Source organism: Micromonospora sp. NPDC050276 (assembly GCF_044459545.1).
Lineage (GTDB): Bacteria > Actinomycetota > Actinomycetes > Mycobacteriales > Micromonosporaceae > Micromonospora.
The window spans coordinates 349382-374354 of record NZ_JBITJA010000005.1; the positions used below are offsets into that span (position 1 = coordinate 349382).

General features: G+C 72.2%; 22 protein-coding genes and 2 pseudogenes. 4 read left to right on the plus strand and 20 right to left on the minus strand.

Translation table 11 applies throughout. The features are described from left to right. Window positions 1-61 precede the first annotated feature (61 nt). The 7 genes from mctP to ACIBF8_RS13035 form a co-directional block, all read right to left on the minus strand. Window positions 62-1711 (minus strand): monocarboxylate uptake permease MctP, encoded by a 1650-nt coding sequence (mctP, locus tag ACIBF8_RS13005; protein ID WP_396782879.1) that lies wholly within the window; start codon window positions 1709-1711, stop codon window positions 62-64. Continuing rightward, the gene (locus tag ACIBF8_RS13010; protein ID WP_396782880.1) at window positions 1711-1953 is read right to left on the minus strand and encodes a DUF3311 domain-containing protein; all 243 of its coding nucleotides are present in this window, start codon (window positions 1951-1953) and stop codon (window positions 1711-1713) included. Before ACIBF8_RS13010 ends, mctP begins: the two co-directional genes overlap by 1 nt. 153 nt (window positions 1954-2106) lie before the next feature. Continuing rightward, a complete protein-coding gene (locus tag ACIBF8_RS13015; RefSeq protein WP_396782881.1) occupies window positions 2107-3267 on the minus strand; it encodes a bifunctional RNase H/acid phosphatase in 1161 nt (386 codons plus the stop codon). Between the two features lie 3 nt (window positions 3268-3270). Then, complete coding sequence (locus ACIBF8_RS13020) at window positions 3271-4008, minus strand: zinc ribbon domain-containing protein (protein WP_396782883.1); 738 nt, start codon at window positions 4006-4008, stop codon at window positions 3271-3273. Then, complete coding sequence (locus ACIBF8_RS13025) at window positions 3998-4834, minus strand: Nif3-like dinuclear metal center hexameric protein (RefSeq protein ID WP_396783114.1); 837 nt, start codon at window positions 4832-4834, stop codon at window positions 3998-4000. Before ACIBF8_RS13025 ends, ACIBF8_RS13020 begins: the two co-directional genes overlap by 11 nt. Before the next feature lie 117 nt (window positions 4835-4951). Further along, the gene (locus ACIBF8_RS13030; protein WP_396782884.1) at window positions 4952-5524 is read right to left on the minus strand and encodes a flavoprotein; all 573 of its coding nucleotides are present in this window, start codon (window positions 5522-5524) and stop codon (window positions 4952-4954) included. Between the two features lie 16 nt (window positions 5525-5540). Next, window positions 5541-6770 (minus strand): helix-turn-helix domain-containing protein, encoded by a 1230-nt coding sequence (locus ACIBF8_RS13035; RefSeq protein ID WP_396782885.1) that lies wholly within the window; start codon window positions 6768-6770, stop codon window positions 5541-5543. A gap of 248 nt (window positions 6771-7018) precedes the next feature. Here ACIBF8_RS13035 and ACIBF8_RS13040 point away from each other — a divergent pair, with 248 nt between their 5' ends. Continuing rightward, window positions 7019-7690, plus strand: coding sequence for a bifunctional DNA primase/polymerase (locus tag ACIBF8_RS13040; RefSeq protein ID WP_030488793.1), 672 nt, complete (start codon window positions 7019-7021; stop codon window positions 7688-7690). 513 nt (window positions 7691-8203) lie between these two features. Here the strand turns inward: ACIBF8_RS13040 and ACIBF8_RS13045 are convergent. Genes ACIBF8_RS13045 through ACIBF8_RS13065 form a run of 5 tightly spaced genes read right to left on the minus strand, consistent with a single transcriptional unit; the run spans window position 8204 to window position 14458 of the window. Further along, the gene (locus ACIBF8_RS13045) at window positions 8204-8926 is read right to left on the minus strand and encodes an FAD:protein FMN transferase (protein ID WP_396783116.1); all 723 of its coding nucleotides are present in this window, start codon (window positions 8924-8926) and stop codon (window positions 8204-8206) included. Window positions 8927-8975: 49 nt separating this feature from the next. Then, window positions 8976-9560 carry an FMN-binding protein gene (locus tag ACIBF8_RS13050; RefSeq protein ID WP_396782886.1) on the minus strand — a complete coding sequence of 195 codons (585 nt, stop codon included), beginning with the start codon at window positions 9558-9560 and terminating at the stop codon, window positions 8976-8978. A gap of 13 nt (window positions 9561-9573) precedes the next feature. Further along, the gene (locus tag ACIBF8_RS13055; protein WP_396782888.1) at window positions 9574-10992 is read right to left on the minus strand and encodes a ferric reductase-like transmembrane domain-containing protein; all 1419 of its coding nucleotides are present in this window, start codon (window positions 10990-10992) and stop codon (window positions 9574-9576) included. Next, window positions 10989-12371: a DUF1501 domain-containing protein gene (locus tag ACIBF8_RS13060; RefSeq protein WP_396782889.1), complete on the minus strand. Its 1383-nt coding sequence runs from the start codon at window positions 12369-12371 to the stop codon at window positions 10989-10991. The genes ACIBF8_RS13055 and ACIBF8_RS13060 overlap by 4 nt, the downstream gene beginning before the upstream one ends. 8 nt (window positions 12372-12379) lie before the next feature. Beyond that, entirely contained in the window at window positions 12380-14458 is a 2079-nt protein-coding gene (locus ACIBF8_RS13065) for a DUF1800 domain-containing protein (protein ID WP_396782890.1), read from the minus strand. Window positions 14459-14890: 432 nt separating this feature from the next. Here ACIBF8_RS13065 and ACIBF8_RS13070 point away from each other — a divergent pair, with 432 nt between their 5' ends. Continuing rightward, entirely contained in the window at window positions 14891-15148 is a 258-nt protein-coding gene (locus ACIBF8_RS13070) for a DUF3040 domain-containing protein (RefSeq protein WP_030330224.1), read from the plus strand. Between the two features lie 40 nt (window positions 15149-15188). On the opposite strand, the gene ACIBF8_RS13075 is transcribed toward ACIBF8_RS13070, so the two are convergent. From ACIBF8_RS13075 to ACIBF8_RS13085, 3 genes and pseudogenes are all read right to left on the minus strand, one after another. Further along, entirely contained in the window at window positions 15189-16112 is a 924-nt protein-coding gene (locus ACIBF8_RS13075; RefSeq protein ID WP_396782891.1) for an SWIM zinc finger family protein, read from the minus strand. Continuing rightward, window positions 16109-18280: pseudogene (locus ACIBF8_RS13080) on the minus strand (DEAD/DEAH box helicase); the annotation flags it as partial. The gene ACIBF8_RS13075 and the pseudogene ACIBF8_RS13080, both read right to left, overlap by 4 nt. 114 nt (window positions 18281-18394) lie before the next feature. Further along, a pseudogene (locus ACIBF8_RS13085) lies at window positions 18395-19561 on the minus strand (ATP-dependent helicase); the annotation flags it as partial. Between the two features lie 186 nt (window positions 19562-19747). On the opposite strand from ACIBF8_RS13085, the gene ACIBF8_RS13090 reads away from it, so the two are divergent. Next, window positions 19748-20620, plus strand: coding sequence for a carbohydrate kinase family protein (locus ACIBF8_RS13090; RefSeq protein ID WP_396782893.1), 873 nt, complete (start codon window positions 19748-19750; stop codon window positions 20618-20620). A gap of 39 nt (window positions 20621-20659) precedes the next feature. Here ACIBF8_RS13090 and ACIBF8_RS13095 read toward each other — a convergent pair whose 3' ends face one another. Further along, a complete protein-coding gene (locus ACIBF8_RS13095; RefSeq protein WP_396782894.1) occupies window positions 20660-21178 on the minus strand; it encodes a DinB family protein in 519 nt (172 codons plus the stop codon). A gap of 82 nt (window positions 21179-21260) precedes the next feature. Here ACIBF8_RS13095 and ACIBF8_RS13100 point away from each other — a divergent pair, with 82 nt between their 5' ends. Further along, entirely contained in the window at window positions 21261-21467 is a 207-nt protein-coding gene (locus tag ACIBF8_RS13100; protein WP_030488784.1) for a hypothetical protein, read from the plus strand. A gap of 11 nt (window positions 21468-21478) precedes the next feature. Here ACIBF8_RS13100 and ACIBF8_RS13105 read toward each other — a convergent pair whose 3' ends face one another. From ACIBF8_RS13105 to ACIBF8_RS13120, 4 genes are all read right to left on the minus strand, one after another. Then, window positions 21479-22621, minus strand: a complete 1143-nt coding sequence (locus ACIBF8_RS13105) for a polysaccharide pyruvyl transferase family protein (RefSeq protein ID WP_196925240.1) — start codon at window positions 22619-22621, stop codon at window positions 21479-21481. Between the two features lie 115 nt (window positions 22622-22736). Then, window positions 22737-23195 (minus strand): GNAT family N-acetyltransferase, encoded by a 459-nt coding sequence (locus ACIBF8_RS13110; protein WP_396782895.1) that lies wholly within the window; start codon window positions 23193-23195, stop codon window positions 22737-22739. Window positions 23196-23341: 146 nt separating this feature from the next. Continuing rightward, the gene (locus ACIBF8_RS13115; RefSeq protein WP_396782897.1) at window positions 23342-23971 is read right to left on the minus strand and encodes an HAD-IA family hydrolase; all 630 of its coding nucleotides are present in this window, start codon (window positions 23969-23971) and stop codon (window positions 23342-23344) included. A 404-nt stretch (window positions 23972-24375) separates the two neighbouring features. Next, window positions 24376-24921: a hypothetical protein gene (locus tag ACIBF8_RS13120; protein ID WP_396782898.1), complete on the minus strand. Its 546-nt coding sequence runs from the start codon at window positions 24919-24921 to the stop codon at window positions 24376-24378. Window positions 24922-24973: the final 52 nt, after the last annotated feature.

A 24973-nucleotide genomic window follows, 5' to 3' on the forward strand; every position in this document is an offset into this window, starting at 1 on the left:
CGGGAGATGGCGAGTGCGCCCGGGCGCCGACTCACGTCGGTGCCCGGGCGCGTACCCGAGGTCAGGCGACTGGTTCGCGGGCCGAGTCGGCGTCGCGCTCGGCGCCCGGGGTGACCCGGGGGTCGCCCTCGTCGGCGAAGTAGTCGTCCGGCTCGGTGCCGTCGACCCCCTCGTCGACCTTTGCGGCCCGCAGCGCCAGTGTCACCAGCGCCGCCACGGCGAGGTTGACCACCACCGCCACGATGCCGACGTAGATCGTCCGAGTGGTGTCGAACCCGAACTCCGACAGCGGGAACGCCGAGCCACCGAAGTGCTTCCGGGTCGGGCTGGCGACCTGGTAGAGCATCCACATGCCCAGGCCCATGCCGACCGCCCAGCCGACGATCAGGCCGGTGCGGTGGAACCAGCGGGTGTAGAGGCCCAGCGCCACCGCCGGCAGCGTCTGGAGGATGATCACGCCGCCGATCAGCTGGAGGTCGATGGAGAACTGCGGATCGAGGAACACGATGCAGGCCACCGCGCCGACCTTCACCACCAGCGAGGTGATCTTCGAGACGTTCGCCTCCTGGGCCGGGGAGGCGTCCCGCTTCAGGTACTCCTTGTAGATGTTGCGGGTGAACAGGTTCGCCGCCGCGATCGACATGATCGCAGCGGGCACCAGCGCGCCGATGCCGATCGCCGCGTACGCGACACCGGCGAACCAGTCCGGGAACTGCTGGTCGAACAGCAGCGGCACGACGGTGTTGTTGTCCACACTGCCGGCTGACGCCCCGGGCAGCGGCTTCACCCCGGCCGCGATGGCCATGTAACCGAGCAGCGCGATCAACCCGAGCAGCAGGCTGTACGCGGGCAGCGCCGACATGTTCCGCTTGATTACGTCGCGGTTCTTGCTGGCCAGCACACCGGTGATGCTGTGCGGGTAGAGGAAGAGCGCCAACGCCGAGCCGAACGCCAACGTCACGTACTGAAGCTGGTTGTTGCCGTTGAGCAGGATGCCGTCGTTCGGGTTGGGTGAGGCGTCGAACTTCGCGTCCGCGGCGGCGAAGATGTCACCCCAACCGCCCAGCTTGTACGGCAGGTAGACGATCGCCACCAGGATGACGATGTAGATCAGGCTGTCCTTGACGAACGCGATCAGCGCGGGCGCGCGCAGCCCCGACTGGTACGTGTAGGCGGCCAGGATGGCGAACGCGATGATGATCGGCAGGTGCCGGGCCAGCGCGTTGTCGCCGGTGACGCCCATCGTCTTGAGCACCGCCTCGATGCCGACCAACTGCAACGCGATGTACGGCATGGTGGCGACGATGCCGGTGATCGCGATCAGCAGCGCCAGCACCGGCGAGTCGAACCGGTTGCGGACGAAGTCGGCCGGCGTGACGAACCCGTGCCGGTGCGACACCGACCAGAGCCGCACCAGCACCAGGAAGACCAGCGGGTAGATGACGATGGTGTACGGCACGGCGAAGAACCCGGCCGCACCGGCACCGAACATCAGCGCCGGCACCGCCACGAAGGTGTACGCGGTGTAGAGGTCACCGCCGACCAGGAACCAGGTGATCCAGCCGCCGAAGCTGCGCCCACCCAACCCCCACTCGTCCAGGTGCGCCATGTCCTTCGGTGCCCGCCACCGGGCGGCCACGAAGCCCATCACGCTCACCAGCAGGAAGAGGAACGTGAAGACGATGATCTCGGTGAGATGGTCACGCCACATCAGCGGCCTCCCCGCTTCTTCGTCATCTGGTACACCAGCGTGGTGGTGCCGACGCCGAGCAGGATGAAGGCCAGCTGCAGCCAGTAGAAACGCGGGAAGCCGAAGACCCGGGGCGAGTCGCCATTGAAGAAGGCCGGGATCAGCGGCACCACGATGGGGATGAAGAGCAACCAGTTCCAGGGGCTGTGGTCCTTCGCCCTGGCCGGCGCCGTGCTGGGCGCCTCCGGTTCGGGTGCAGCCATCTGACACACCTCCGGGGAGTCGAGGCATTCGCTGTAACGGCCGGAGGCTACGACTCTGTGATGGCCGTCACGCGACCCGTTCGGAGGGTGCTGCGCCGAACGGCTGGCCGGCTGCGCCGAACGGCGCGGTCCACCAGCCGAAAGGTGGCCGGCTCAGTCGATCGTGGAGAGGTGCGCGGTGTCGTTGACCGTCCGCACGGCCACCCCGCCGTCGGGCCACATGTCGAGCACCGAGATGCCGGCCGCGTCCAGGAAGAGCCGGTGCAGGAAGCCGTCGCCGGCCGCGAGGGCGTCGCGCAGCACCAGCTTGATCGGCGAGACGTGCGAGACGACCACCACGGTCTCACCGGGGTACGCGGTGAGCAGCCCGGCGATGACCCGGTGCGCGCGTTCGGCGACGTGGGTGAACGACTCCCCGCCCGGCGGCGCGATCCGGGGTGAGGCGAGCCAGGCGTCCATCTGCCCCGGCCACTGCTCGCGCACCTCGGCGAAGGTACGCCCCTCCCACTGGCCGAAGTCGCACTCGATCAGGTCATCCTCGGTGCGGACCGGCACGTCGCCAAGCGCCCCGGCGATCGACGCCGCGGTGGCCGTACACCGGGAGAGCGGTGAGCTGAGCACGGCCGCGACGGACGGGGCCAGCTCGGCCACCCGGGCGGCGGTGGCGCGGGCCTGGGCCCGGCCGCGCTCGGAGAGCGGCACGTCGCCGCGCCCGGAGTAGCGCCGCTGCTCGGTGTACGCGGTCTCGCCGTGCCGGACCAGGATCAGCCGGGTGGCGGTGAAGCTCGGCCGCGGCTCCCAGGAGGCCGGCGCGGTAGCCGGGTCGCTGCCGGTCGCCGTCGGTTCGCCGGTGGCCACAGCCGTCGCGGGGCGGCCGGTGGCCGCAGGTGTCGTAGGGCGGCCGGTGGCGGCGTCCATGGCGGCGTTGGCGAGCGCGTCGGCGTGCCGGTTCTGCTCGCGCGGGATCCAGCTGAACCGGACCGCAGCGAACCGGCCCACCAGCGCGGCGGCCTGGGCGGCGAGGGGGCGCAGACCGGGGTGCTTGATCTGCCATCGGCCGCACATCTGCTCGACGACCAGCTTGGAGTCCATCCGGACGTCCACCTCGGCGGCGCCCAGTTCGGCGGCGGCGGTCAGCCCGGCGATCAAACCCTGGTACTCGGCGACGTTGTTGGTGGCCGTGCCGAGCGACTCGGAGCGTTCGGCGAGCACCTCGCCGGTCTCCGGGTCGCGCACCACCGCGCCGTAGCCGGCGGGGCCGGGATTGCCCCGGGACCCACCGTCGGCCTCGACGGAGACCACGCGCGGCGCCACGACCTACAGACCCGACTCGTTGGTGCGGACCATGATCCGTCGGCAGTCCTCGCAGCGGACCACGTCGTCGGGGGCGGCCTTGCGGATCCGGGCCAGGTCGGCACCGGAGAGCTCCAGGCGGCACCCGCCGCACCGGCCCGCGGTGAGCAGCGCGGCACCCAGCCCGGTGTCCTCGCGGATCTTGTCGTAGAGGTTGACCAGGTCGCTCGGGAGGTCGGCGGCGAGCGGCTGCCGGGCGCCCCGCTTGAACTCCTCCTCCTTGGCGATCTCGGCCAGCGCCTCGTCGCGGCGCTGCTCGGTCGCGGCCCGCTTGTCGCGGGTCTCGGCCAGCCGCTGCTCCACGCCGTCCAGGACGCCCTGCGCGGTCTCCCGCTGCTCCATCAGCTCCAGCTCGGCGTCCTCCAGGTCGCCCTGGCGGCGCTTCAGCGAGACCAGCTCGTGCTGGAGCGCCTCCAGCTCGCGGGCGGGACCGGTGCCGGCGGCCAGCCGGTTCTCGTCCTTCTCCTTGCGGGCCCGGACCTGCTCGACGTCCTTCTCCAACCGGGCGATGTCCCGGTCCAGGTCGTCGACCGCCACCTGGGCGCGTACCCGCTCGTCCTCCATCGACGACAACTCCCGGGCCAGCGACTCCAGCTCGGCCCGCTCGGGCAGCGACCGCCGACGGTGGGCGAGCTGGGCGAGGTTGGTGTCGATCGCCTGGAGGTCGAGCAGGCGGCGCTGCACCTGAGGGTCAGCCTTCACGGTCGGGCTCCTTGTCGTCCACAACGGGTGCGGCGGCGTGCACGGTCCACGGGTCGGTGTCCAGGTCGGACACCAGCGTCTCGACGCCCAGCGCCTCCCGGAGGAAGGCGGCCAGGTCGTCCAGCCACGGTCGTTCGGTCGCCCAGTGGGCGACGTCGATCAGGGCGGGACCATCGGCGGCGAGGTGCTCGCCGGCCGGGTGGTGCCGCAGGTCGGCGGTGAGGAACGCGTCCACCCCGGCGGCGGTCGCGGCGCCGAGGAAGCTGTCCCCCGACCCGCCGCTGACGGCGAGGGTACGAACCATACGCCCGGGATCCCCCGCCGCGCGAACTCCCCAGGACGTGACGGGGAGCACGGCGGCGGCGTGCCGGGCCAACTCGGCGAGGGCCATCGGCTCGGGCAACTCACCGATCCGGCCGAAACCGCGGTCGTCGCCGTGGGCGGGCGAGCCGGGCGCGGGCCGCTGGAGTGGGCGCAGCCCGGTGAGCCCGAAACGGGCGGCGAGGGCGTCGGAGACGCCCGGGGAGGCGACGTCGGCGTTGGTGTGCGCCGCGTAGAGCGCCACCCCGGCCCGGATCAGCTGGTGGATGATCCGCCCCTTGAAGGTCGTCGCCGCGACCGACGACACCCCGCGCAGCAGCAACGGGTGATGCGAGACGATCATGTCCGCGTCGGCGGCCAGCGCTTCGGCGACCGTCTCGGGCACCACGTCGACCACGCAGAGCACCCGGCGGACCGGGGTGGCCAGCTCGCCCAGCACCAGGCCCACCCGGTCCCACTCCTCCGCCCAGACCGGCGGAAAACGCCGTTCCAGCTCGGCCACCACGTCGGCCACGGTCGGGGCGGATCCGCTTGTGCTCACGGCGGGCCAGCTTACCGGCGTGGAGGCCGCCGGACGGTGACACCCGGCCCGGCCGGGTGGGCGGAAGGTCTGCCGTACGCGCTAGGCGGCGCTCCAGGAGACCGGGCGCAGCGCCGCCAGCGGCATCGCCCAGGGGAAGGCGTGTAGGTGCTGTTCCCCCGTTCCGGGCGGGTGCAGGGCGATCACGTCGTCACCGAAGAGCACCGTGACGCCCCACTCGGCCAACCGCGCCACCCCGGCCCGAAAAGCCGGGTGGCAGGCCATCGCCACATTGGTGTACGGCACCGCCACGATGGGGACGCCCTTGCCCTGGGCCTCGACCAGCAGCCCGAGTGCCAGGGTGTCGGTGATCCCGGCGGCCCACTTGTTGACCGTGTTGACGGTGGCCGGGCAGACGATCATGGCGTCGGCGGGCGGCAACACGTCCGGGTCACCGGGATTCTTGTAGTGCGTCCGCACCGGGTGGCCGGTCTGTCGAATCAGGGCCGACTGGTCGACGAACTTCGCGCCGTCCGGCGTGGTGACCACGCAGACGTCCCAACCATCCTGTTGGGCGAGGTCGACCAGACGACCGACGTGCCGTGCCAGCGGCGAACCGCAGGCGATGACGTAGAGCACCTCGCGGTGCCCACTGCTGCGCGTTGCACCGGCCATCACACCGGCTCCGCGCTCATACCCCTACTCCCATGTGCTCAGCCAACTCCGCTACCGGAGAAGGCGGCGCACCACGTGTGCGACGGAGGATGTCGGACATCACCTCGTGCGCGATCGGTCGGCAGCGGATCTCCGACGGGGCGAGTCGATCACCGAGCAGCAGCATCTCGCCGGCGTTGGCCACGTCGCCCATCTGGGCGTACCCGCGGGCGATGTCGAGCAGGTGGTGGGCGCGACGTTCGGGCAGCAGCGCGTTGAAGGAGGGCTCCGCGATGCGCAGCTGGTGCACCTCCACGGCCCGGCCCCCATCGCCGAGCTCCACCGCGGCGGCGGCCCGGTGCAGCTCGACATTGGTCGGGCCGAACGACGTCCAGTAGTGGTTGTGGTCGCCCCCGAGCAGGTCGGCGGCCTCCTGCGCGCAGCTGATCAGGTCGTCGACGCTGGCCGAGTCACCGATGCGGGACGCGGCCATCGCACCCTGGAGCAGCAGCATCCCGTAGACGGAGAGCCGGGCCGGAGAGACCTCGTTGCTCCCACCGGGCGCCAGCCGGTTGGCGATCTGGACGTTCAGCTCCAGCGCGGGCCGGGCCCGACCCATCGCGACCAGGGCGTTGCACACCCGGGTGGTGGCGATCCCGGCCAGCAGCGGGTCGTCGGCCCGCTGAGCCACCGCCATCGACCGGTCGGCGGCCAACCAGGCCAACTCGCACTCGCCGAGCTTGCGCAGCACGGAGGAGGCGATCTGGTAGACCTGCCCGAGCAGGTGAGCCGCCTCGGCGGCCTGCTCCCCGCCATAGGCGGCGTCGGCCGCCTGGGCGTCGCGCAGGAGCTTGGGCAGCGCCCGGGTGAGCATCCCGTAGCGGCCGTACTGGTAGGTGAGCCAGGCGTGGTTGACCGCCTTGCGCATGTCGTCCAGCGGCGGCGGATACGGCGCCGCGTCGAAGTACGCGCTCATCGAGTCGTAGCGTTCCAGCGCCGCCCGGATCTCCTGCACTTCGACCTGGTCGATGCAGTTCAGCGCGTCGGTACGGCGCTCCGGGTCCTTGCCCAGGAGAAGTTGCACATCCACCTGCAGGATGTCGGCGATCTCGTAGAGGACGGAGAACTTGTCCAACCGACGGACGCCGCGTTCGACCTTGTCCACCCAGCTCTTGGACTTGCCCAGCCGGTCCGCGAAGACCTGCTGCGACATCTTGCGTCGCCCCCGCCAATAGGCCACTCGCCGCCCTATGGGTAGCTCGTCCATCTCCCCATCCTCCCCTGCCACCGACAACCAATCGAGTCGGGGCGATGTCCGCGGGTGCGGCGGCTGCCGTTCGCTTTCAGATTTTCGCTGGTCGCACAGGATGTACGTCAGCCGTACAGCTAGTCCTCGTACTTTTCGTGCAAGTTGCACGAGCCGTTCGTCAACCTCAACGATCGTGGGTTACGGCAGTGACGGTGCTCGACATGCGACCTGGCGAACGCCGGGCCCGACGGGAGGAGCTGGCACACATGTGGGGGAACGTGGGACCGCGCGTTGCCGAACTGTCGCCGCTGGAACGAGTCCGGCTGCGCCGGGTCGCCATCCGGTACGCCGCACACGGCTGGGAGGTCACCCCGGGCGCTTGCCTCGCCCGCAGCCGCTTCGTCTGCGGCCGGGCCGGCTGTCCCACCGTGGGCTGCCACCCCGCCCTGGAGAACTGGGAACTGGCCGCCAGCGCCGACCCGGCCCGGGTGGCCACCTGGTGGCGAAGCCGACCACACGGGGTGCTGCTGCCCACCGGCCGGGCCTTCGACGTGCTGGAGGTGCCCGCCCACCTCGGCCGGCACGTGCTCGACGCGGTCCAGATCCACCCGGCCGGCACCGGCGTACGTGGGCCGGTGCTGGTCACCCCCACCGGGCGGTGGATGTTCCTGGTCCGCCCCGGCGATCCGCTCCGGCCGGAGTTGGAGCACTGCTTCCACGTGGTCCGACACGGGCCGGGCTCGTGGATCCCCGCGCCGCCCACCCGGCTGCCGGAGGGCACGGTCCGCTGGGCGGTCGCCCCGGAGCAGGCCCGCTGGCAACTTCCGGATTCGTACCTCGTACAGAACACGTTGATCGGGGCGCTGCGGGCCACCGGGGTGACCCTCGCCCCCGACCTGCTCCCCGGTCACCTGCCGCTGCCTCGACGAGGCATGTGAGACAAAGTCCCGTCGACGATTCCACCCGGTGCCCGACAGCGTCGCCGGGGCGCCGGTCCTCGTTGACAGGGAGACAGCGCGAACGCGCGCCACGAACGGGGGAACGATGTCCACCAACGACAGAGCGTCGCATCCCGGCGGCACCGAGCCGCCCCGGCGCAGCCACCCACGGCACCGCTGGGCCGGCACCCGACCGTCCGGCTCCCGCCCCGGTCGCCCCCGCCCCACCGGCTCCCGCCCAGCTGGCACCCACCGCCCCCTCCGCTAGCCCCGCCGCAGCCCTTCCCGCCCCGCCCGGCCCTCCCCGCCCGACCCTCCCCGCCCGACCCTCCCCGCGCGGCCCTTCCCGCCCCGACCCTCCCGCCCGACCCTCCGCGATCTTGCACTTTCTGTCGCGGCAATCTCCGCATCAGCGGACAAAAGAGCAACACAAACTGCAAGATCGCGGGGCGGGGGCGGGGGCGAGGGCGCGGGCGGGCGGGGGTGCGGGGGTGTCGGGGCGCGGGGGCGGGGTTAGTCGGTCAGGGGGAGGTCGACGGACTGGTACTGGCGGGCGTGGTCGGTTATCGCCGCGTGGGTGTGGTCGTCCAGGCGGGCCAGCCAGCCTAGGCCGGGGGTGCCCATGGCCAGGGCGGCGGTGGCGTACGCATCGGCCACCCCGAGGTCGGTGCCGACCACGGTGACGGAGCGTAGCCCGCTGGCCGGTGCGCCCCGGCGGGGGTCCAGCACGTGCCGGCCCCGCTCGTAGACGCCGGACGTGGCCACGGCCAGGTCGGTCCCGGTGAGCACCAGGCAGGTCGCCATCGCGTCCCACGGGTGCCGGATGCCGATGCGCCACGGCTCCCCGGACGGCGACAGCCCCCGCACCCGTACGTCACCGCCGGCGTTCACGCAGTGGTTGACGGCACCGGCGGCGAGCAGCCGGTCCGAGGCGACCTGGGCCGCCCAGCCCTTCACGAAGGCGGACGGGTCGAGCCGACCGGTGGCGTACGCGTCGAAGAACCCGTCGGTGAGGCCCCACAGGTCGGCGCAGGTCTCCAGCACGTACCGCAGGTCCGCGGACGCCTCGGAGAGCAGCACCTCTCCCCGGTCGAAGCGGCGCACCTCGCTGTCCGGCTTGTACGTGCTGAACCGGGCGTCCACCTCGTGCATCCAGGCGAAGACCTCATCCGCCAGGTCGCGCAGGGTCGCCGGCGGCAGGTCGTCGGCGAGGTCCAGGGTGATCGCCGTACCCATGATCTGTTCGACCCGGCACAGCCCCGGTCGGGTCAGCGTGGCCCGCACGTCAGAACGCCTGCTCGATGGCGGACCGCAGCGACTGCTTGTAGGAGTTGCTGGTCTCGGTGGCCCCGGAGACGGTGTTGAGGTTCGCGTTCTGCTTCTGCACCACCTCACCGCCGCTGCCGTCGTAGCGGTTGCGGACGTCGCCGCTGTGGATGTCCGATTCACCCCCGCTGGGCAGCGACAGCGCGACGGCCTCGACGATCCGGTTACCCGAGACGACGATCTGCACCTGCACGTACCCGTACTCGTTCTCGAAGCCGTTGCCGGTGACCCGGCGGTTGGTCGGCTGCGCCGCCTTGGTGGTGGTCCGGGGTGCGGACGGCGCTTTCGTGGTGGTGCGGGTGCCGGACGGCCGGGCGGTGGTCTTGCTGGGTTTGGCCGACGTCGGCGCGCTGGGCGCGACCGACGGCGTCGGCGCGTCGTTCGCCGGGTCGGCGTTGGGGTCGACGCCCTGCGGGGTGGGGTTGACCGGCTGGGCGGTCGGCAGGTTCTGGGCGACCTGGGTGGCGCCCGGCGAGCCCTTGAGCACCACCAGCGCGGTGGTGCTGGCGGCCAGGCCGGTGATCGCGAGGAACGCGCGACGCATGGGAATGCCCTTCCTACAGCTCGAACGTGGCCAGGTGGATCTGCCGTCGGGGCACACCGGCCCGGCGCAGCGCACGCACCGACTGTTCCACCAACCCGGGCGGCCCGCACAGGTAGACGTCGCGCCGGGCCACGTCGGGCACCAGTTGACGCAACCCGTCCGGGCTCATCAGCTGCCGGGGGCCGGGGTCGTTCCGGGAGCCGATGACGTACCAGACGGAGGTGTCGCGCTCCTGGGCCAGCCAGTCCAACTCGCGGCTGAGCAGCACGTCGGCCGGTGTGCGGGCCCGGTAGATCAGCGCGGCACCCGGCGGCAACTCCTCCAGCATCGCCCGGATCGGCGTGATGCCGCTGCCACCGGCGATCAGTAGCGCCCGCTCGCGAAGTCGGTGCGCCGCGGTGAAGGTGCCGGACGGGCCTTCGGCCCAGACCCGGGTGCCCGGGTCCAGGTCGCGCAGGTCGGCGGTGTGCGTGCCGACCACCTTGACGGTGATCCGCAGCCAGCGGCCGTTGGCGGCGGCGGAGACGGAGAACGGGTGCGACTGCCACCAGCAGCCTCGGGTGAGGAACCGCCAGCGGAAGTGTTGGCCACCGAGCATCGCCAGCCGGCCGAGTCGCTCGCCGGTGAGGTAGATGGAGATCGTGTCGGTGCTCTCGGCCACCACGTCGGCGACCCGCAGCCGGTAGCGCAGGTTGAACGCCAGTGGCGCGATCACCCGGCCCCAGAGCAGGGCGGCGACCACCAGCAGGTAGAGCGCGATCCAGCCGGTGCGCACCGGACCGGGCCGGTACAGCTGCGCGCCGTGGGCGAACTGGTGGCCGAAGCCGAGCAGCAGGATCAGGTAACTGGACAGGTGCAGCAGGTGCCACAGCTCGTAGGGCAGCGCCCGCCGGATGGCCCGGATGCTGCTGAACCCGACGAGCATCATGATGCCGGTGGCGACGAACGCCGAGACCATGTCCTCGTAGTCGCCGAGCAGCGTGCCGACCTCGGCGAGGATCGACTGGTTACGCAGGTCGGCGTAGCCGACCAGGATCAGCGACATGTGCGCCAGCACGGTGACCAGCAGGGTGGCACCGATGTCGCGGTGCCAGCGGGCCATGTGCTCGCCGCCGATCCACCGTTCCAGCACCGACAGTCGGCTCATCATCAGCACCTGCACCAGCAGCAGGTAGCCGGCGACCAGGCCGGTGATCCGGCCGGCCGCGGTGACGGTGGTCGCGGTGCTGCGCAGCGAACCGGCGGGGGTGCCCAACCACCACGGCAGCACGCTGGCGAGCAGGCCGACCAGGAGCAGCACGCCCAGCAGCCGTCGGCCGCCGGGTCCGCGCCGGGCTGGCAGCTGCGGGGGTACGGGTACCGCCGACCGGCCGCCGTGCCGGGACGGGGTCCCGGTACGACGGCCGGAGGCGTGGGTGTGCGAATACGTCACGCGTACAGCTTCATCGGGGCGTACTTCTGGCGGGGGAAGACCTTGTCGACCTCCGCGTTGGTGAGCCCGAACCGGCCCTGCGCCACCGCGCCGTAGACGTTGAACATGTTGTTGTACTCCGGCACGTCGCCGGAATCCAGCTTGTCCAGACCGTTCCAGGTGCCGAGCAGCGAACCGGCCAGCTTCTTGCCGGAGAGCAGGGTGACCACCCCACCGTGCCCGTGGTCGGTGCCGCCGCTGTTGGAGCCGACCCGACGGCCGAACTCGCTGGACACCATGATCGTCACGTCGGCGGCCTGCGGGCCGAGGTCGGTGAAGAAGGCGGCCATCGCGCTGGCCAGCTCGTTCAACCGGCGGTACAGCTGGCCACCCTCGCGGGTGCCCTGGTTCTCGTGGGTGTCGTAGCCCCCCATGCCGACGGTGGCGACCCGGACGTTGGCACCGCCCTTGATCAGCTGGGCGAGTTGCTGGAACGCGTTGCCGACACCCTCGTACTTGACGCCCTCGGCGGGTTGGTACGGCTTGGCGGCGAGCTTCTGGGCGGTGGCCAGCGCGCCCATGCCCTCCTGCACGGCCTCCTCGACCGGGTGGTTGATCCCGGTGAAGAGCCCCTTGATGGCCTTCTCGGTGGCGGCGCGGAACCGCTCGTCACCGTTGAGCCGCAGCGACCCGACGTTGTTCAGCGACAGCGCGCCGTTGTTGCCGACCAGCGAGCGCGGCAGCGTGCTGCCGATGCCGACACTGCGGAAGGCGGTGCCCTTGCCCAGGCTGTCGACCAGGCCGTCCAGCCAGCCCCGGCCGCCGGTCTCGTTCGGCAGCCCGCCCAGGTTGCAGGCGTCCGCGGCCTGGAAGTGGCTGCGGGACAGGCGCTCGTCGGAGACCGCCGGGATGAAGCCCAGCTGACCGGCCGTGAGCCACTTCTCCAACGGCTTGAACGCGCTGGTCAGCTTGAAGCCGCGGCCCAGCGACAGCGAGTCGTTGCCGAGCAGCAGGTCGGGGCGGGCCTTGTTGAGCACCGCGTCGTTGTCCGGCGCGATCAGGCTCAGACCGTCCAGCCCACCGTAGAGGAAGACGTGGATCAGGGTGCCGGTCTTGGTCGCCGCGAACGACGCCGACGTGGTGACGAACTGGGCGGTGGCCAGCGCGGTGGCGGTGGCCGCGGCACCGGCGACGAAGGTCCGCCGGGTGACGCCCCGACCATCCTGCTGGGCCTCCTCCAGGTTCTCCAGCGTGCGGTACCGGTCGAACTCGACGGCGTTCTCGGCGGCGACGATGTCCGCCTCGGCGCGCAGCAACGCCTCGGCCGGGTTGTCGGCCAGCCGGCGCACGTCGGGGCATTCGGGGTGCAGGGGGAAAGAGTTGTACACAGTCTTCTCCATCGGGTGCCTCACCGGAGGTGGTGCTGGGGGGAAGCGAGGATCGCCCGCGCGACGGCGGTGATGGCCCCGTTGAACGTGGCGTCGACCTTGGCGGTCGCCGGCACACCGGCCACGCCGAGGATGAGGTTCTTCTCCCGCGTGGTCAACTTCTGGCCCACCAACCGCAGGGAGAGGGCGTCCACGTACGCCCCGGCGGTCGCCGGTGCCTTGGCGACCAGCTTCTCCGGCGCCGTGTACGTGAAGGTGGTGCGGTAGCCGGCGAGGATCTCCCCCGCCTCGTTCCAGCCGTTGACCATGGTGCCGGCCGAGGTCCAGGCGACGTAGACGTCCGGGTAGCCGTCCGGGGTCGGGTGACCCATCGGGGACTGGCCCAGCTCACGCAGCTTGTCCTGGATCTGGCGCAGGCCCCGGGCGTACGGGGTGCGCTTGCTGTCGCCGTTGTTGTGCTTCGGCGACGCCTCCGGCGAGACGCCCAGGGTGCGGTACGTGGCGGCCAGGTACTCCATCGGCCGACGCACCTTCTGGCCCACGGCGGCCCAGAACTCCGACGAGCAGAACAGCGTCATCAGGACCGGCTTGATCATGCCCTTGTTGGTGGTGTACGTCTTCGCCAGCCGGTCCACCAGGGACTTCGGCGGGGTGTCCGAAACGAACCGGGTCGCCAGGCTCTGCGCCACGTACTTCGCGGTCGACGGGTGCGTCGCGATGTAGGTGATGTACGCGTCGATCGCCGCTTCGGCCTTCTTCGGGTCGGCCGAGTTGTTCGCGTGGGTGAAGCCGAGGATCTTCACCTTGCCGACGTAGTGCTGCTCGGGGCGGAAGACGTACTTGCCGTCCTGGACCCCACGGCCGGTCTGCAGCATGGCGGCCTGCCGGACGTCCGGCTCCTTGTAGCCGCCGTCGACACCGACCGAGTAGAGCTCGAGGTTCTCCCGGGCGAGGTTCTCGTTGATGGCGTCCTTGCGGGAGTCCTTCTGGTTCAGATAGATCAGCAGCGCGGGGTGCCTGTTCGCGGCGACCAGCATCTCCGGGTAGCTGCCCAACGCGTGCTTGCGCACGACGTCCTGGTCGAACGAGTTGCGGTACACCTCACCGCCGTCGAAGTCCGCCGCGACGTGCAGGAAGTCGTTCCAGAAGTCGACCATCACCTCGAACAGTTGGCGCTTGGACCAGATCTGCCGGGCGATGGTGGCGTCGACCATCTCCCGCTCCGGGTGGGCGTCCTGCTCGTTGAGCTTGTCCCGCTGGTCGCGCAGCTGCTGCACGGAGAGCTTCTGGGTGGGCAGCTCGGCGAGCTTCAGCTCGGCCTTGCTCGGCTCCAGCTTGTCCGGGTCCAGCTGGGCGCGGATCCAGGCGTCGATGCCCTCGCGCTTGATGTCGGCGACCACCGCGGGGGTCACCCCGAAGGTGGCGCGCCGGGCCAGGTGCAGGATCGGGTCCTTGGCCAGCACCGTCTTCACGGTCACCTGGGTCGCCGCCGCGGCCGCGGCCGGGCCGGAGAAGGTCCGTCCGCCGCTCGGCGCGTTCTTCTTCAGCGCCTCACCGGCCCGGGAGCCCATGTAGCTCTCGTTCTGCTCGGTGTAGGTGCGCACCGTGCTGGGCTGCTGGCCACTGGGCCGCGCCGCGGTGCCATCGGTCACGGTGCTGCCGGTCGCGTCGCCAGCCGCCGCCTCGTCGCCGAAGAGGCCACGGAACTGCGGGGTCATGGCGAGCGCCGCGCCACCAGCGACGACAGCGGCGGTACCGCCGAGGGCCACCATCGCCTTGCGTCGGCCGACCTTGCGACCCGACTCGTCGTCATCGTCGAGAGTGGGCAGTCCGGTGCCGGCCGGGCGCGCCAGGGCTGGGCGGCCCAGGCCCTCCGGGCCGACCCACTGGGGACCGCGCGGGGCGGGGGCGGGCTGCCCGGCGTACTGCTCACGCGGGTCGTCCTGCGCGGCGTAGCCGCCCTGGTAGGGGTGGTGCGAGTCGTAGCCGTGGGGCGCGGGCGTGTTGGGGTCGCCGTAGCCGTCAGCGCTGTGGTGCTGGTGTCCGTCCCAACCGCGGTCGTCCCGCGGTCGACGTGGTGGCACATTCTGGTCGGCCATGTACCAATCCCGATTTCTGAAGAGCGCCGAAAGCTGCTACCGGGCAGGTGCGGCAGGTGCGGCGACTGTTGCCTGAGGGGGTTGCTACGGCAAAGTAACCAAGGCCCCAGGGCCCTTCAAGGTGGCCGGAACCCACTCCTGAGGGCACTTAAGACAGCCCTCAGCGCGACAGCGGCGGCGGGCGGTGGGGCGGCCGTCGCCGCAGACCCTCCCAGCAGGGCGTTACGCGCGCCAGCCGAGCACGGATCGGACCACACCGGCGTACCCGACACTTTCGGCGTCGTTCACCACCAAAGGCAAACTTAAGGTTCGGGTAAGCCGGACATGAGGCGACCTCACGTGGAGGAAAAGTAGCAGCCACGGGCGAGCGTGAGCCGCCACCGCAGCGGGTATGCCGCCGAACCGCTGAACGCGTGAGGGGAAGGCAGCGCCATGCTCAGCAAAGAGGATCAGCGCAGATTCGACCAGATCACCCGTCAGCTCCGGGAAAGTGACCCGGCCTTCTTCAAGAAGCTGGACCACCGGGTTCGGGCCCGCAGGGGCCGCTACCTGATGTTGTTGACCATCGTGCTGTGGGCGTCGCTACCGGCGATCGCCGTGTTCGCCGGTCGACTGACCGGTGCGATCTGCGCGGTGGTGCTGGTGGCCAACGCCGCCATCATGTGGCGGTTCCGCCGCCGCTGGACGTGACGGCCCAACCGCTGACCGCTCGACCGCTCGATCTGACGACTCACCGGTCGGCCGGGCCGAAAGCCCGGTACGCGCGGCGCAACCGTTCGAGCAGCCCTGGCCCACCGATGGCCGGGGCCGGCGCTCCGAGCTGGCGCAGCAGCAGATCGGTGCCGGTCACCAGTCGGGGCGGACGATCCGGCAGCGGCACCGGCGGGGACCAGAACCGGTCCGCCGTCTCCGCCAGCGGGGTCGCCGACAGTCCGGCCAGCGCCCGTGCGGCGCCGACCGGCGCCGCGACCTCCACCGTCGGGAGTGCACCGTCTGGTTCGGACGGCGCGTCGACCGGGGGCGGGGTGGCACCGGTGGCCGCGACCCGCCGTGCGCGGAGTTCGTCGAGCAACTCCGCGCGGGACCGACCGCGCCAGTGCAGCAGCTCGAACGGGTCGGCGTCGAACGCCTCGGCCAGCAGATAGAACGTCGCCGCGAGGTGTTTGCAGGGCACCGCGAAGTCGGGGCAGTTGCAGCGCTGGGTCAGCTCGTCGATGCCACTCGGGAAGAGCGGCGCGCCGGCGGCGGCGAACAGCTCCTCCAACTCGTCGGGGAGGTCCCCGGCGAGCAGGCGGGCGCTGAAGAACGCCTGCCCGGCCAGCTCGTTCTCGATCCGGGTCCAGAGCGCGGCCGGGAACGGCTCCAGCGCGATCGACACCTGGTACGGCTGCGGCCGGGAGCCCTGCACCACCGCGCTGACCCGTCCGGGTGTGATGTCGAGCGTGAGCACCTGACCGGCCCGTGCGTACGACCGGCCCCGGGTCAACCGGGTGCCGAGCGCGAACGACTCCAGCACCTCCAGGAAACGCCGCGACCACCAGGACCGGCCGATCGCGCCCCGGGCGCTACGCGCCCGCAGACCCCCGTCGACCCGGCGGGGGCGCCCGTAGTCGGCGAACCGGTTGGTGCTCACGCCACCGTCTTGCTCGCTCACTCCACCACCGCCCCGGCCTCCAGCGCGAACAGGTCCCGCAACTGGCCGGTGGACAACTCGGTGATCCACTGCTCGCCGGTCCCGACCACCCGCTCGGCGAGGCTGCGCTTGTCGGCGATCAGCGCGGCCACTTTCTCCTCGACAGTGCCGGCGCAGACGAACTTGCGGACCTGTACCCGCCGACGCTGCCCGATCCGGAACGCCCGGTCGGTGGCCTGGTCCTCGACCGCCGGGTTCCACCACCGGTCCACATGCACCACGTGGTTGGCGGCGGTCAGCGTCAGCCCGGTGCCACCGGCCTTGAGGGAGAGCACGAACAGCGGCGGACCCTGCGCCGACTGGAAGCGCTGCACCAGGGCGTCCCGCTCGGCCTTGCCGAGGCCACCGTGCAGGAACAGCACCTCCCGGCCGAACCGCGCCGACAGGTGACCGCGCAACATCGCACCGAACTCGGCGTACTGGGTGAACAGCAGCGCCCGCTCCCCCGCCGCCAACACCTCCTCCAGGATCTCGGTGAGCCGGGCCAGCTTGCCGGAGCGGCCCTCCAACGGTGAGCCGTCGCGCAGCAGCTGGGCGGGGTGGTTGCAGACCTGCTTGAGTCGCGTCATGGTGGCCAGCACCAGGCCGCGTCGCTCGATGCCGTCGCTGGTCTCGATCCGGGCGAGCATGTCGTCGACCACCACCCGGTACAGCGCGGCCTGCTCGGCGGTGAGGTTGCAGAGCACCTCCATCTCGAGCTTCTCCGGCAGGTCCGAGATGATCGACGAGTCGGTCTTGAGCCGGCGCAACACGAACGGGCCGGTGATCCGGCGGAGCCGCTCGGCGGCCTCCGCGTCACCGTGCCGCTCGATCGGCTCGGCGAACCGCTTGCGGAACGTCGCGGCCGGCCCGAGCAGGCCCGGGTTGGCGAACTGCATGATCGACCAGAGGTCCGCGAGGCGATTCTCCACCGGCGTACCGGTCACCGCCACCCGTTGCCGGGCGGGCAGCGCGCGAACCGCCTCGGCCTGCCGGGTCGACGCGTTCTTGATCGCCTGTGCCTCGTCCACCACCACCCGGTGCCAGTCGATGCCGGCCAGGTCGGCGGCGTCGCGGGCGGCCACCGAGTAGGTGGTGAGAACCAGGTCCGCGCCGTGCGCGGCCGCGGTGAACTCCGCCCCCCGCGCCCGCTCGGCACCATGGTGTACGTGCACCCGCAGCTCCGGGGTGAACCGTGCCGCCTCCCGCTGCCAGTTGCCGACCAGCGACATCGGACAGACCAGCAGGGTCGGGCCAGCCTCCGGCGGGTCCCCGGCGAGCAGCGCGAGCAGCTGGACCGTCTTACCCAGCCCCATGTCGTCGGCGAGGACACCGCCCAGGCCGAGTGAGCGCAGGAACGCCAGCCAGGCCAGCCCCCGCCGCTGGTACGGCCGCAGCGTCCCCTGGAAGCTCGGTGGCGGATCCAGCGGGGTGAGCCGTCGCTCGACCGCGCCGGCGAGCAGGTCACCCAGCGCGCCGTCGGCGGTCACCTCCAGCACCGGCAACGCCCCGGTGGCCTCGCCGTCGGCCAGCCCCAGTCGGAGCAGGTCCGCGACGGTCAGCTCACCGGCGGAGCGGAGCAGGCGCAGGCCGGCGGCGAGCCGCCCCGGGTCCAGCTCCACCCACCGGCCGCGCAGCCGCACCAGCGGAGTCTTCATCTCGGCCAGCGCCGCCAACTCCTCGGCGGACAGCGGCTGATCACCGAGCGCGATCTCCCAGCGGTAGTCGACCAGGGCGTCCAGACCGACGCCGGCGTCGGCACCACCCACCGTGCCCGGTGCGGTGCGGCTGCGGGCCCGCAACCGGGCGCCCAGTCGCGCCGACGGACGCTGCCACCAGGACGGCAGCAGCACCCCGAAACCGGCGGCGTGCAGCACCGGGGCACCCGCGCTGAGGAACCGGTGGGCACCGTCGACGTCAAGTTCCATCGCCTCCGGCGCGGCGGTACGCAACGCGGCGTCCAGGTCCGGCCAGAGTCGGCTGGCCCGGCCCAGCTCGGCGAGCAGCGTCTCCTGCGGGCTGGTCGTCCGGCCAGCCAGGCCACCGAGTGCGTGCGGTGCCCGCCAGACCTCCCCGGCGTCGACGTGCAGGCCGGGCTCGTCCGCGGCCTGCAACCCGAACTCCAGCCGCCAGCGCCGGGCACCGGCCGGCTCGACCGGCACCGGCACGCTCTCAGCGGGCACCGGCACGCTGTCGGCAGGCACCGGCATGCTCTCAACGGGCACCGGCACGCTGTCGGCAGGCCCCGACATCCTCTCGGCGGGCGACGGCGCGGTGGCGGGCTGCGCCCGGGTGGCCAGGATCGGTTCGGTGACCTCATCGGGGGCCGGCTCCACCAAGCGGAAACTGGCCCGCACCGGACCACCGGCGGCGTCGCGCTGCCAGGCGTCCAGCTCGGCGTGCAGGGTGGCCAATCCGGCCGGGTCGAGGGTGAAGTCCCGCTGAGGGCCGGCGAGCGCGGCCAACCAGGCCGGTGCCGGCCCACCCGGGCGCAGCCCCCGGGCCAGCGTGGTGGTCGCCAGCGCAGCCCGCGCGGCGGCGTCGGTCAAGGCGTCGAGCGCATCCGCGACCAGCTCGGCGGTGGTCAGCTCACGCCCACCCGAACCGACGGTCGCCGCTGCGCCGGCGCTCCCGGTAGGCGGCACGGCACCGGCAGTCCCGGTGGGCACGGCGCCGGCGCTCCCGGTGGGCAGCACAACGCCGGCGCTCCCGGTGGGCCACGGCGCAGCGGCGGTGGATGGTGACAGCACGACGGCGGCTCGGGCGGCGGGTGGCAGGGCCAGCGCCAGCGACCGCGCCCAGGCAGCGTCCGTGCCGGTCAGCAGCGGACGCCAGATGGCCTGCGCGGGCACCTGCGCCCCAGCGCCGACCGGCGTCGTCACGCCCGGGCCGGACGGTGCCGCCACGCCAACGCCGACCGGCGTCTGGTCGCCCGTCGTGGTGCGGACGCCGGGAAGGACGCGGCCACGGGTCACCAGGTCGGCGGCGAAGTCGGCCAACTCGGCGAAGTGCCGCAGGGTGGCTCCGGGCACCGCCGGAACGTCGTCCAGGGCGCGGAGCAGCGAGAGCGCGTCGTCCGGGGCGTACACCAGGACGGGGACCCGCCACCCGGCCAGGGTGAGCCGGCCGCGGGCCGCGGGTGCGACGGTGGTCCGGATCAGCTCGGGTGAGTCGGTGGGCGCGCCCGCCCGGGTGGGCAGGGTGAGCAGCGCGGTGTCCAGCCGGGTCGGCTCGGCGGCATCGGCGAGGACGGCGGCCAGGTCGGCGTGCCCGGCGGCGAAGGGGTGCGGACGGTCCCGGGCCGGCCGGCCCGAGCGCGCAGCGGGAATCGGTGCGGCGCTGTCCTCGGCCCAGACGGCGAGGCCACCACCGATCGAGCCACCGCCAATCGAGCCGTCGCCAGGCAACCACAGCCCGTGGATGACCAGCACCTGCTCCCCCTAGTCGCCGCCCCGGCCCAGAATAAGCGCCCCACCCTGCCCGAACCGAAGCCCCCCACCTACGCGATCTTGCAGTTTGTGACGCCGTTCTGCGAAGAGTGCCCCTTATGTCGCCACAGAATGTGCAAGATCGCGGGAGTCTGGAGACTTGCGCGGCATCAGGCTAGCGTCGTCGTCGTGGTTGATCTGCTGGTGCTCGGGGGGCTCGGGGTGGATGTGCGGGTTCGGGTGCCCGCACTGCCGCTGCCGGCCGCCGACTCCCACACCGTCGAGCCGATCGAGTTGCGGATCGGCAACACCGGTGCCGGGGTGGCGCTGGCAGCCCGGGCGCTCGGCCTGCGGGTGCAGGTGGTCGACACCCTCGGCGCGGACCCGGCCGGCGAGCTGGTCCGGGCGGCGCTGACCCGGGCCGGGGTTCCCGCGGTGCTGGCCGAGGACCAGGGCGGCACCCGTCGGTCGGTGAACCTGGTCGACCCGGCCGGGCGACGCACGTCGCTGTACGACCCGCGCCCGTGGCGGGGCGCTCCACCGTTTCCCGCCCCGGAGTTGGCCGCGCTGGTTCGCGACGCGCGGCACGTACACCTCTCGATCATGGATTGGGCGGTGCCGCTGCTGCCCGCCGTGCGGGCTGCCGTTCCGGCGGGTGTGGCGCTCTCCACCGACCTGCACGACTGGGACGGCGAGAACACCTACCATCGGCCGTTCGCCGAGGTCGCCGACCTGGTTCTGGTGAGCGGGGTGCGGCTGGGCGACCGGGCCGGATCGCTCGCCGGCACGCTGGGCCCCCGAACGGTGCTGGTGACGCGGGGCGCGGACGGCGCCGAGCTGTTCCCGGGCGACGGCACGGTGGTGCCGGTGCCACCCGCCACCCCACCAGGGCCGGTGGTCGACAGCAACGGAGCGGGCGACGCCTTCGCGGCCGGGTTGATCGCCGGCCGGCTGCGTGGCGAGCCGCTGGCGCAGGCGGCCCGGTACGCGGCGCGGGTTGCGGCTGCGGCCTGCACGCACGACGGGATGGAGTACCCGCCGGGCCTGCTGCCCACCGGTTGACGGCACATCGCCCAGCCGACGGCGTGTGGCGACCAGCGCTCAGATCGCGCCGCACTCGCCGTCGGTCAGCTCGCGCAGGATGTCGGCGTGGCCCGCGTGCCGGGCCGTCTCCTCGATCAGGTGCACCAGAATCCAGCGCAGCGACACCTCGCCGAGCTGCGGGTGCGGCACCACGTGGTCGAGGTCGAAGCTCGCGGCGACCGCCCGGGAGCGGGCGCAGGCCCGCTCGTACGCCTCGACCAGCCCCGCGATGGTCTCCTCGTCGTCGAGGGTGAAGCTGGCCAGCGCGTCCTCCTCGGAGGTGAGGTAGACGTCGCCGGGCTCGGGGGCCAGCAGGGTCGGGAACCAGTTTCGTTCGACCAGGGTCAGGTGCTTCACCAGCCCGGCCAGCGTGGTGGCCGAGGGCACCAGCCGGCGGCGTGCGTCGGCGTCGGAGAGACCGCGCAGCTTGCGCAGCAGCACGCCACGGTGAAAGTCGAGGAACGAGGTCAGGACGGCGCGCTCGTCGCCGGTGCGGGCGAGCACCGGACCGAGCGTCGGATCGATCGTCTGCTCCATTCGCCGACCCTAGTCACGGGTCGGGTTGCCCGCTGCCCCGCTATCCGCTGCGGGCCGGCGGTACGACGGGCAGGATGGGCGCATGGCTTCATCCGTGCAGATCCTTCTCGTCGGCGGCACGGCGGACGGGCAGACCATCACCGTCGAGCTGGACAGCAACGGCCGCCCGCCGCTGACCCACCATCATCTCGGCTCCGGTGGGCTGGCCGATGCGCAGATCTACGAGTTGGAGACCGCCCGCGAGGAGGCCCGCGAGTGGCGCTACCGGTGGACCGGTCCCGCGGTGTGACCCCGCACCGCTCAGACCCGGGTGAGGGTCTGGCTGCGCAGGCTCTCCAGCACGCCGCGGGTGACCTCCGAGGTGCCCCGCGCCTGGTCACACACCTCCGCCACCCGTCGTGCGGTGGCCTCGGCGCGTTGCTCCCGTTCGTCCCAGAGTCGGTCGACCTCGGCCAGCAGCGGCCCCTCGACCTCCCGCTCCACGCCACGTAGCGCCGGCACGCCGAGCCGTTGGGCCAGGTCGAAGACCTTGCCGGCGTACGGCAGGGGCAGGAACGGCGTACCGACCATCGCCGCGAAGATCAGGAAGTGCAGGCGCATGCCCACGGCCAGGTCGAAGTGGCGCATCAGCCCCAGTACCTGCTGCGGCGAGTAGGTGCCGTGCAGGATCCGGCCCCGCTCGGCGGCGACCATGTGGGACAGCACCCCGTGGGCGTGCCGGATGTCGTCGCGCTCCATCGGCACGAACAGCACGTACGCGTCGATCCGGTGCACCAGGAAGTCGCCGATCTGGGCCAGCAGCCGGTGGTAGCCGTCCACGTCGAGGCGTTCGGCGGCCCGCCCCGGCTCGCGCACGCTTATCCCGACCAACCGCTTGCCGACCGGCACACCCTCCTCGGCCAGCAGGTGAGCCGGAAACTCCTCCGGTTGCAGGAGGAACGCCGGGTCGGCGGTGACCGTGATCGGGTTGAGCAGGCCGGCCTCCTCCAGCACCATCCGGGACTCCTGGTCCCGGACGGTCACCTGGGTCGCGCTGGAGAGCGTTTCCCGGACCATGCCAGTGTCCACCCCGTCGCTGAGTGGCCCGACCCCCACCGCGTACGTGATCAGGGGCAGGCCCCGCTCCTGGGCGACCCGGACCACCCGCAGGTAACGGCGGGCCTCCCGGTCGTAGAGGATGCCACCGCCGCCGAGGATGAGCAGGTCGAGCTGGGCCAGGACCAGGGCGGAGTCGGTACGGCTGACACCCTCCCAGGGCACCGCTTCGACGTCCGGGTGGGCGGCCCGGGTGTGCTCCGGGTTCCGGGAGAAGACGATGATCCGGGCGTTCGGTTCCTGCGTACGCAGATCGGTGAGCAGGCCGGTGAGGATCGCCTCGTCACCGAGGTTTCGCCCACCGTACGAGCCCAGCACACCGATGGTCAGTCCGGCGCCGTGCGTCATCCGTCGCTCCTCCCCAGGTGCGGTCCGCGCCGGTTTCCCGCTGGGCAGGTGAACAGTCCTGCCCAGGGGACCGTCCCTGGGTCGTCGGCGCGGCCAACTCGCCCGCGTCGCCGGCTCAGCTCGCCGGGTCGATCTTCTTCACCATCTGCTGCGAGGTGACCTCGAAGCCCAGACTCCGGTAGAGGCCGATCGCCACGGCGTTCGTACCGAAGACGTTCAGACCCAGCGCGGGCACCCCGAGGTGGGCGAGTTCGGCTTCGATGAGCTGAATCATCCGCCGCCCGTACCCGCGTCCCCGGTGCGCCGGATGCACCTCGATGTTGTGGATCCACGCCTGATCCGGGGCGGCCGCGGCCGGCAGGGTCACCCAGATCCAGCCGACCTCGGTAGCACCGACGCGGGCCACCCGCAGCAGCACGCCCTCGGTGGCCACGCCAGCCGGCAGCACCTCCCGGATCTGGTTGACCGACCGCTCGAGGGCCGCCTCCGGGGTCATCCCCCGGTGGGCCACCAGGTCCTCGGCGTAACCCTGCTCCAGCGGCCCCTGCAAGCGGGTCAGCTCCTGTGCCGTCATCGGCGTCAGCGTCAACTCCACCGTGGCTTCCCCTTCGTCGTCGCCAGCGGGTAGTGCAGCAGAACGGTCCCCGGCCACGCCACCCGATTCCCCGGGCCGGGCCGCGTCCGCCTCCGGCGGGCAGGACGTCCGGCCGTGCGGGCGGGTCACGGTGCGGTCGGCGTCGACTCCAGCTGGCGCGCCAGCTGTGCCAGGTCGTGCAGAGGCAGGTCACCGTCGAGACCCTTCAGCGCGGCGGTCATCGCCCCGGCCGCCCGCCCGGCCCGCAACCCGACCTCGGCGTCCTCGACGACCAGGCACCGTGCCACGGGTACGCCGAGCAGCGTGGCCGCCCGCAGGTAGCCCTCCGGGTCCGGCTTGCCGACGCTGACGTCCTCGACCGTGACGAGCACCGGCGGCTTGATACCGGCGGCACCGAGCCGGGCCTCGGCGAGCCGCGCGTCGGCGCTGGTCACCACCGCCCAGGGCAGCCCCAGCCGGGCCAGCGTGCCCAGGAGCTCGTGCGCCCCCGGGGTGGCCGTCACGTCGGACAAGTCGTCGTACTGCAATTCGAGCTGGTGGCTCGCGGCGACGGCGACCGCGCTGTCGTCGAGCGCGGGCAGCAGGCGCCGAATGGTCCGGTCGGCCGGACTGCCGTGCGCGATCGCCAGCGCCGCCGCCGGGTCGACGGCGTACTCGGCGGCCCACCGCTCCCAGGCCCGCTCGACGGCCGCGTCGGAGTCGACCAGGGTGCCATCCATGTCGAACAGCACCGCGCCAATACCTGCCAGTTCCACAACCACACTCCCCTCGCAGATCAGGGCGGACACCCTCCCCCACCCGTCATGATCCGCGCAACTTCGGTGATCCTGCTGGCTCGTCACGTGGTGAGGCAGCAGGGTCCGGGACGTTGCGCAGATGCTGGGTGCCCACGAGCCCGCGCGGGCGGCGCTGCGGCACCTGGGCGACGGCGGACGGATCATCAGCATCGGCAGCAACGTCGGTGAACGGGCGGTCTTCCCCGGGCTGACGCTCTACGCGATGAGCAAGAGCCGGGCGGCGTCGCCGCGCCACCCGGCGCCGCCCGGCCTCAACCATCTCCTGACCGGCGGCCGAGGCCCGGATGACAGTCGTAACGCGTCCGGCCGCCCGCCGCAGGAGCAGACCGGGCCGCCCGCCACGGGTGAGGAATGCCGGCTCGTCAGGCGTCGTTCAACACGGGACGTACCGCGTCGACGAACGCGATACGGCGATTCGTCCGGACCTCGATCGCCGCGAGCCAGCGCTCCCGGTGCCGGTCGCGCAACGGCGCGCTCCTGTCGCCCTGCTCGTCGCCGAGCCGGCGCTGGTCGGCGTGCTCCGCGGTGAGGCTGGTCAACACGGCCCGGCCGACCGCCGCGACCTCCGCCGGGCCCTCCAGCAACACCAGGTTGTACGCCTCGTCGACGGCGCGCATCGCCGCGTACGCCTCGTCGTAGCCGGGCACCGGGTCGCCCCCGCCGGCGTCCAGCCACCGCCGGTCCAACTGCCGATACGCCTGGTCGCAGGCGCTCAGGAACCCGACGTACGCGTCCCGCCGCAGCTCGTCGCGACGCGTCGCCCGCCGCTCGCGACTCTCCTGCCGAGCGACGGTGAGCTGGTGGGCCAGTTGCCGACGGGTGCTGAGCGCACCGACCAGCCCGGTGAGAGTGGCGGCGGCCAACGTGGACAGTGAGGTGATCAACGCGACGGCGACGGTGTCCTGCACCCACCCATCATGGCGGTAACGGTCCGGCGCACCGACGCACCCGGCCGGCATG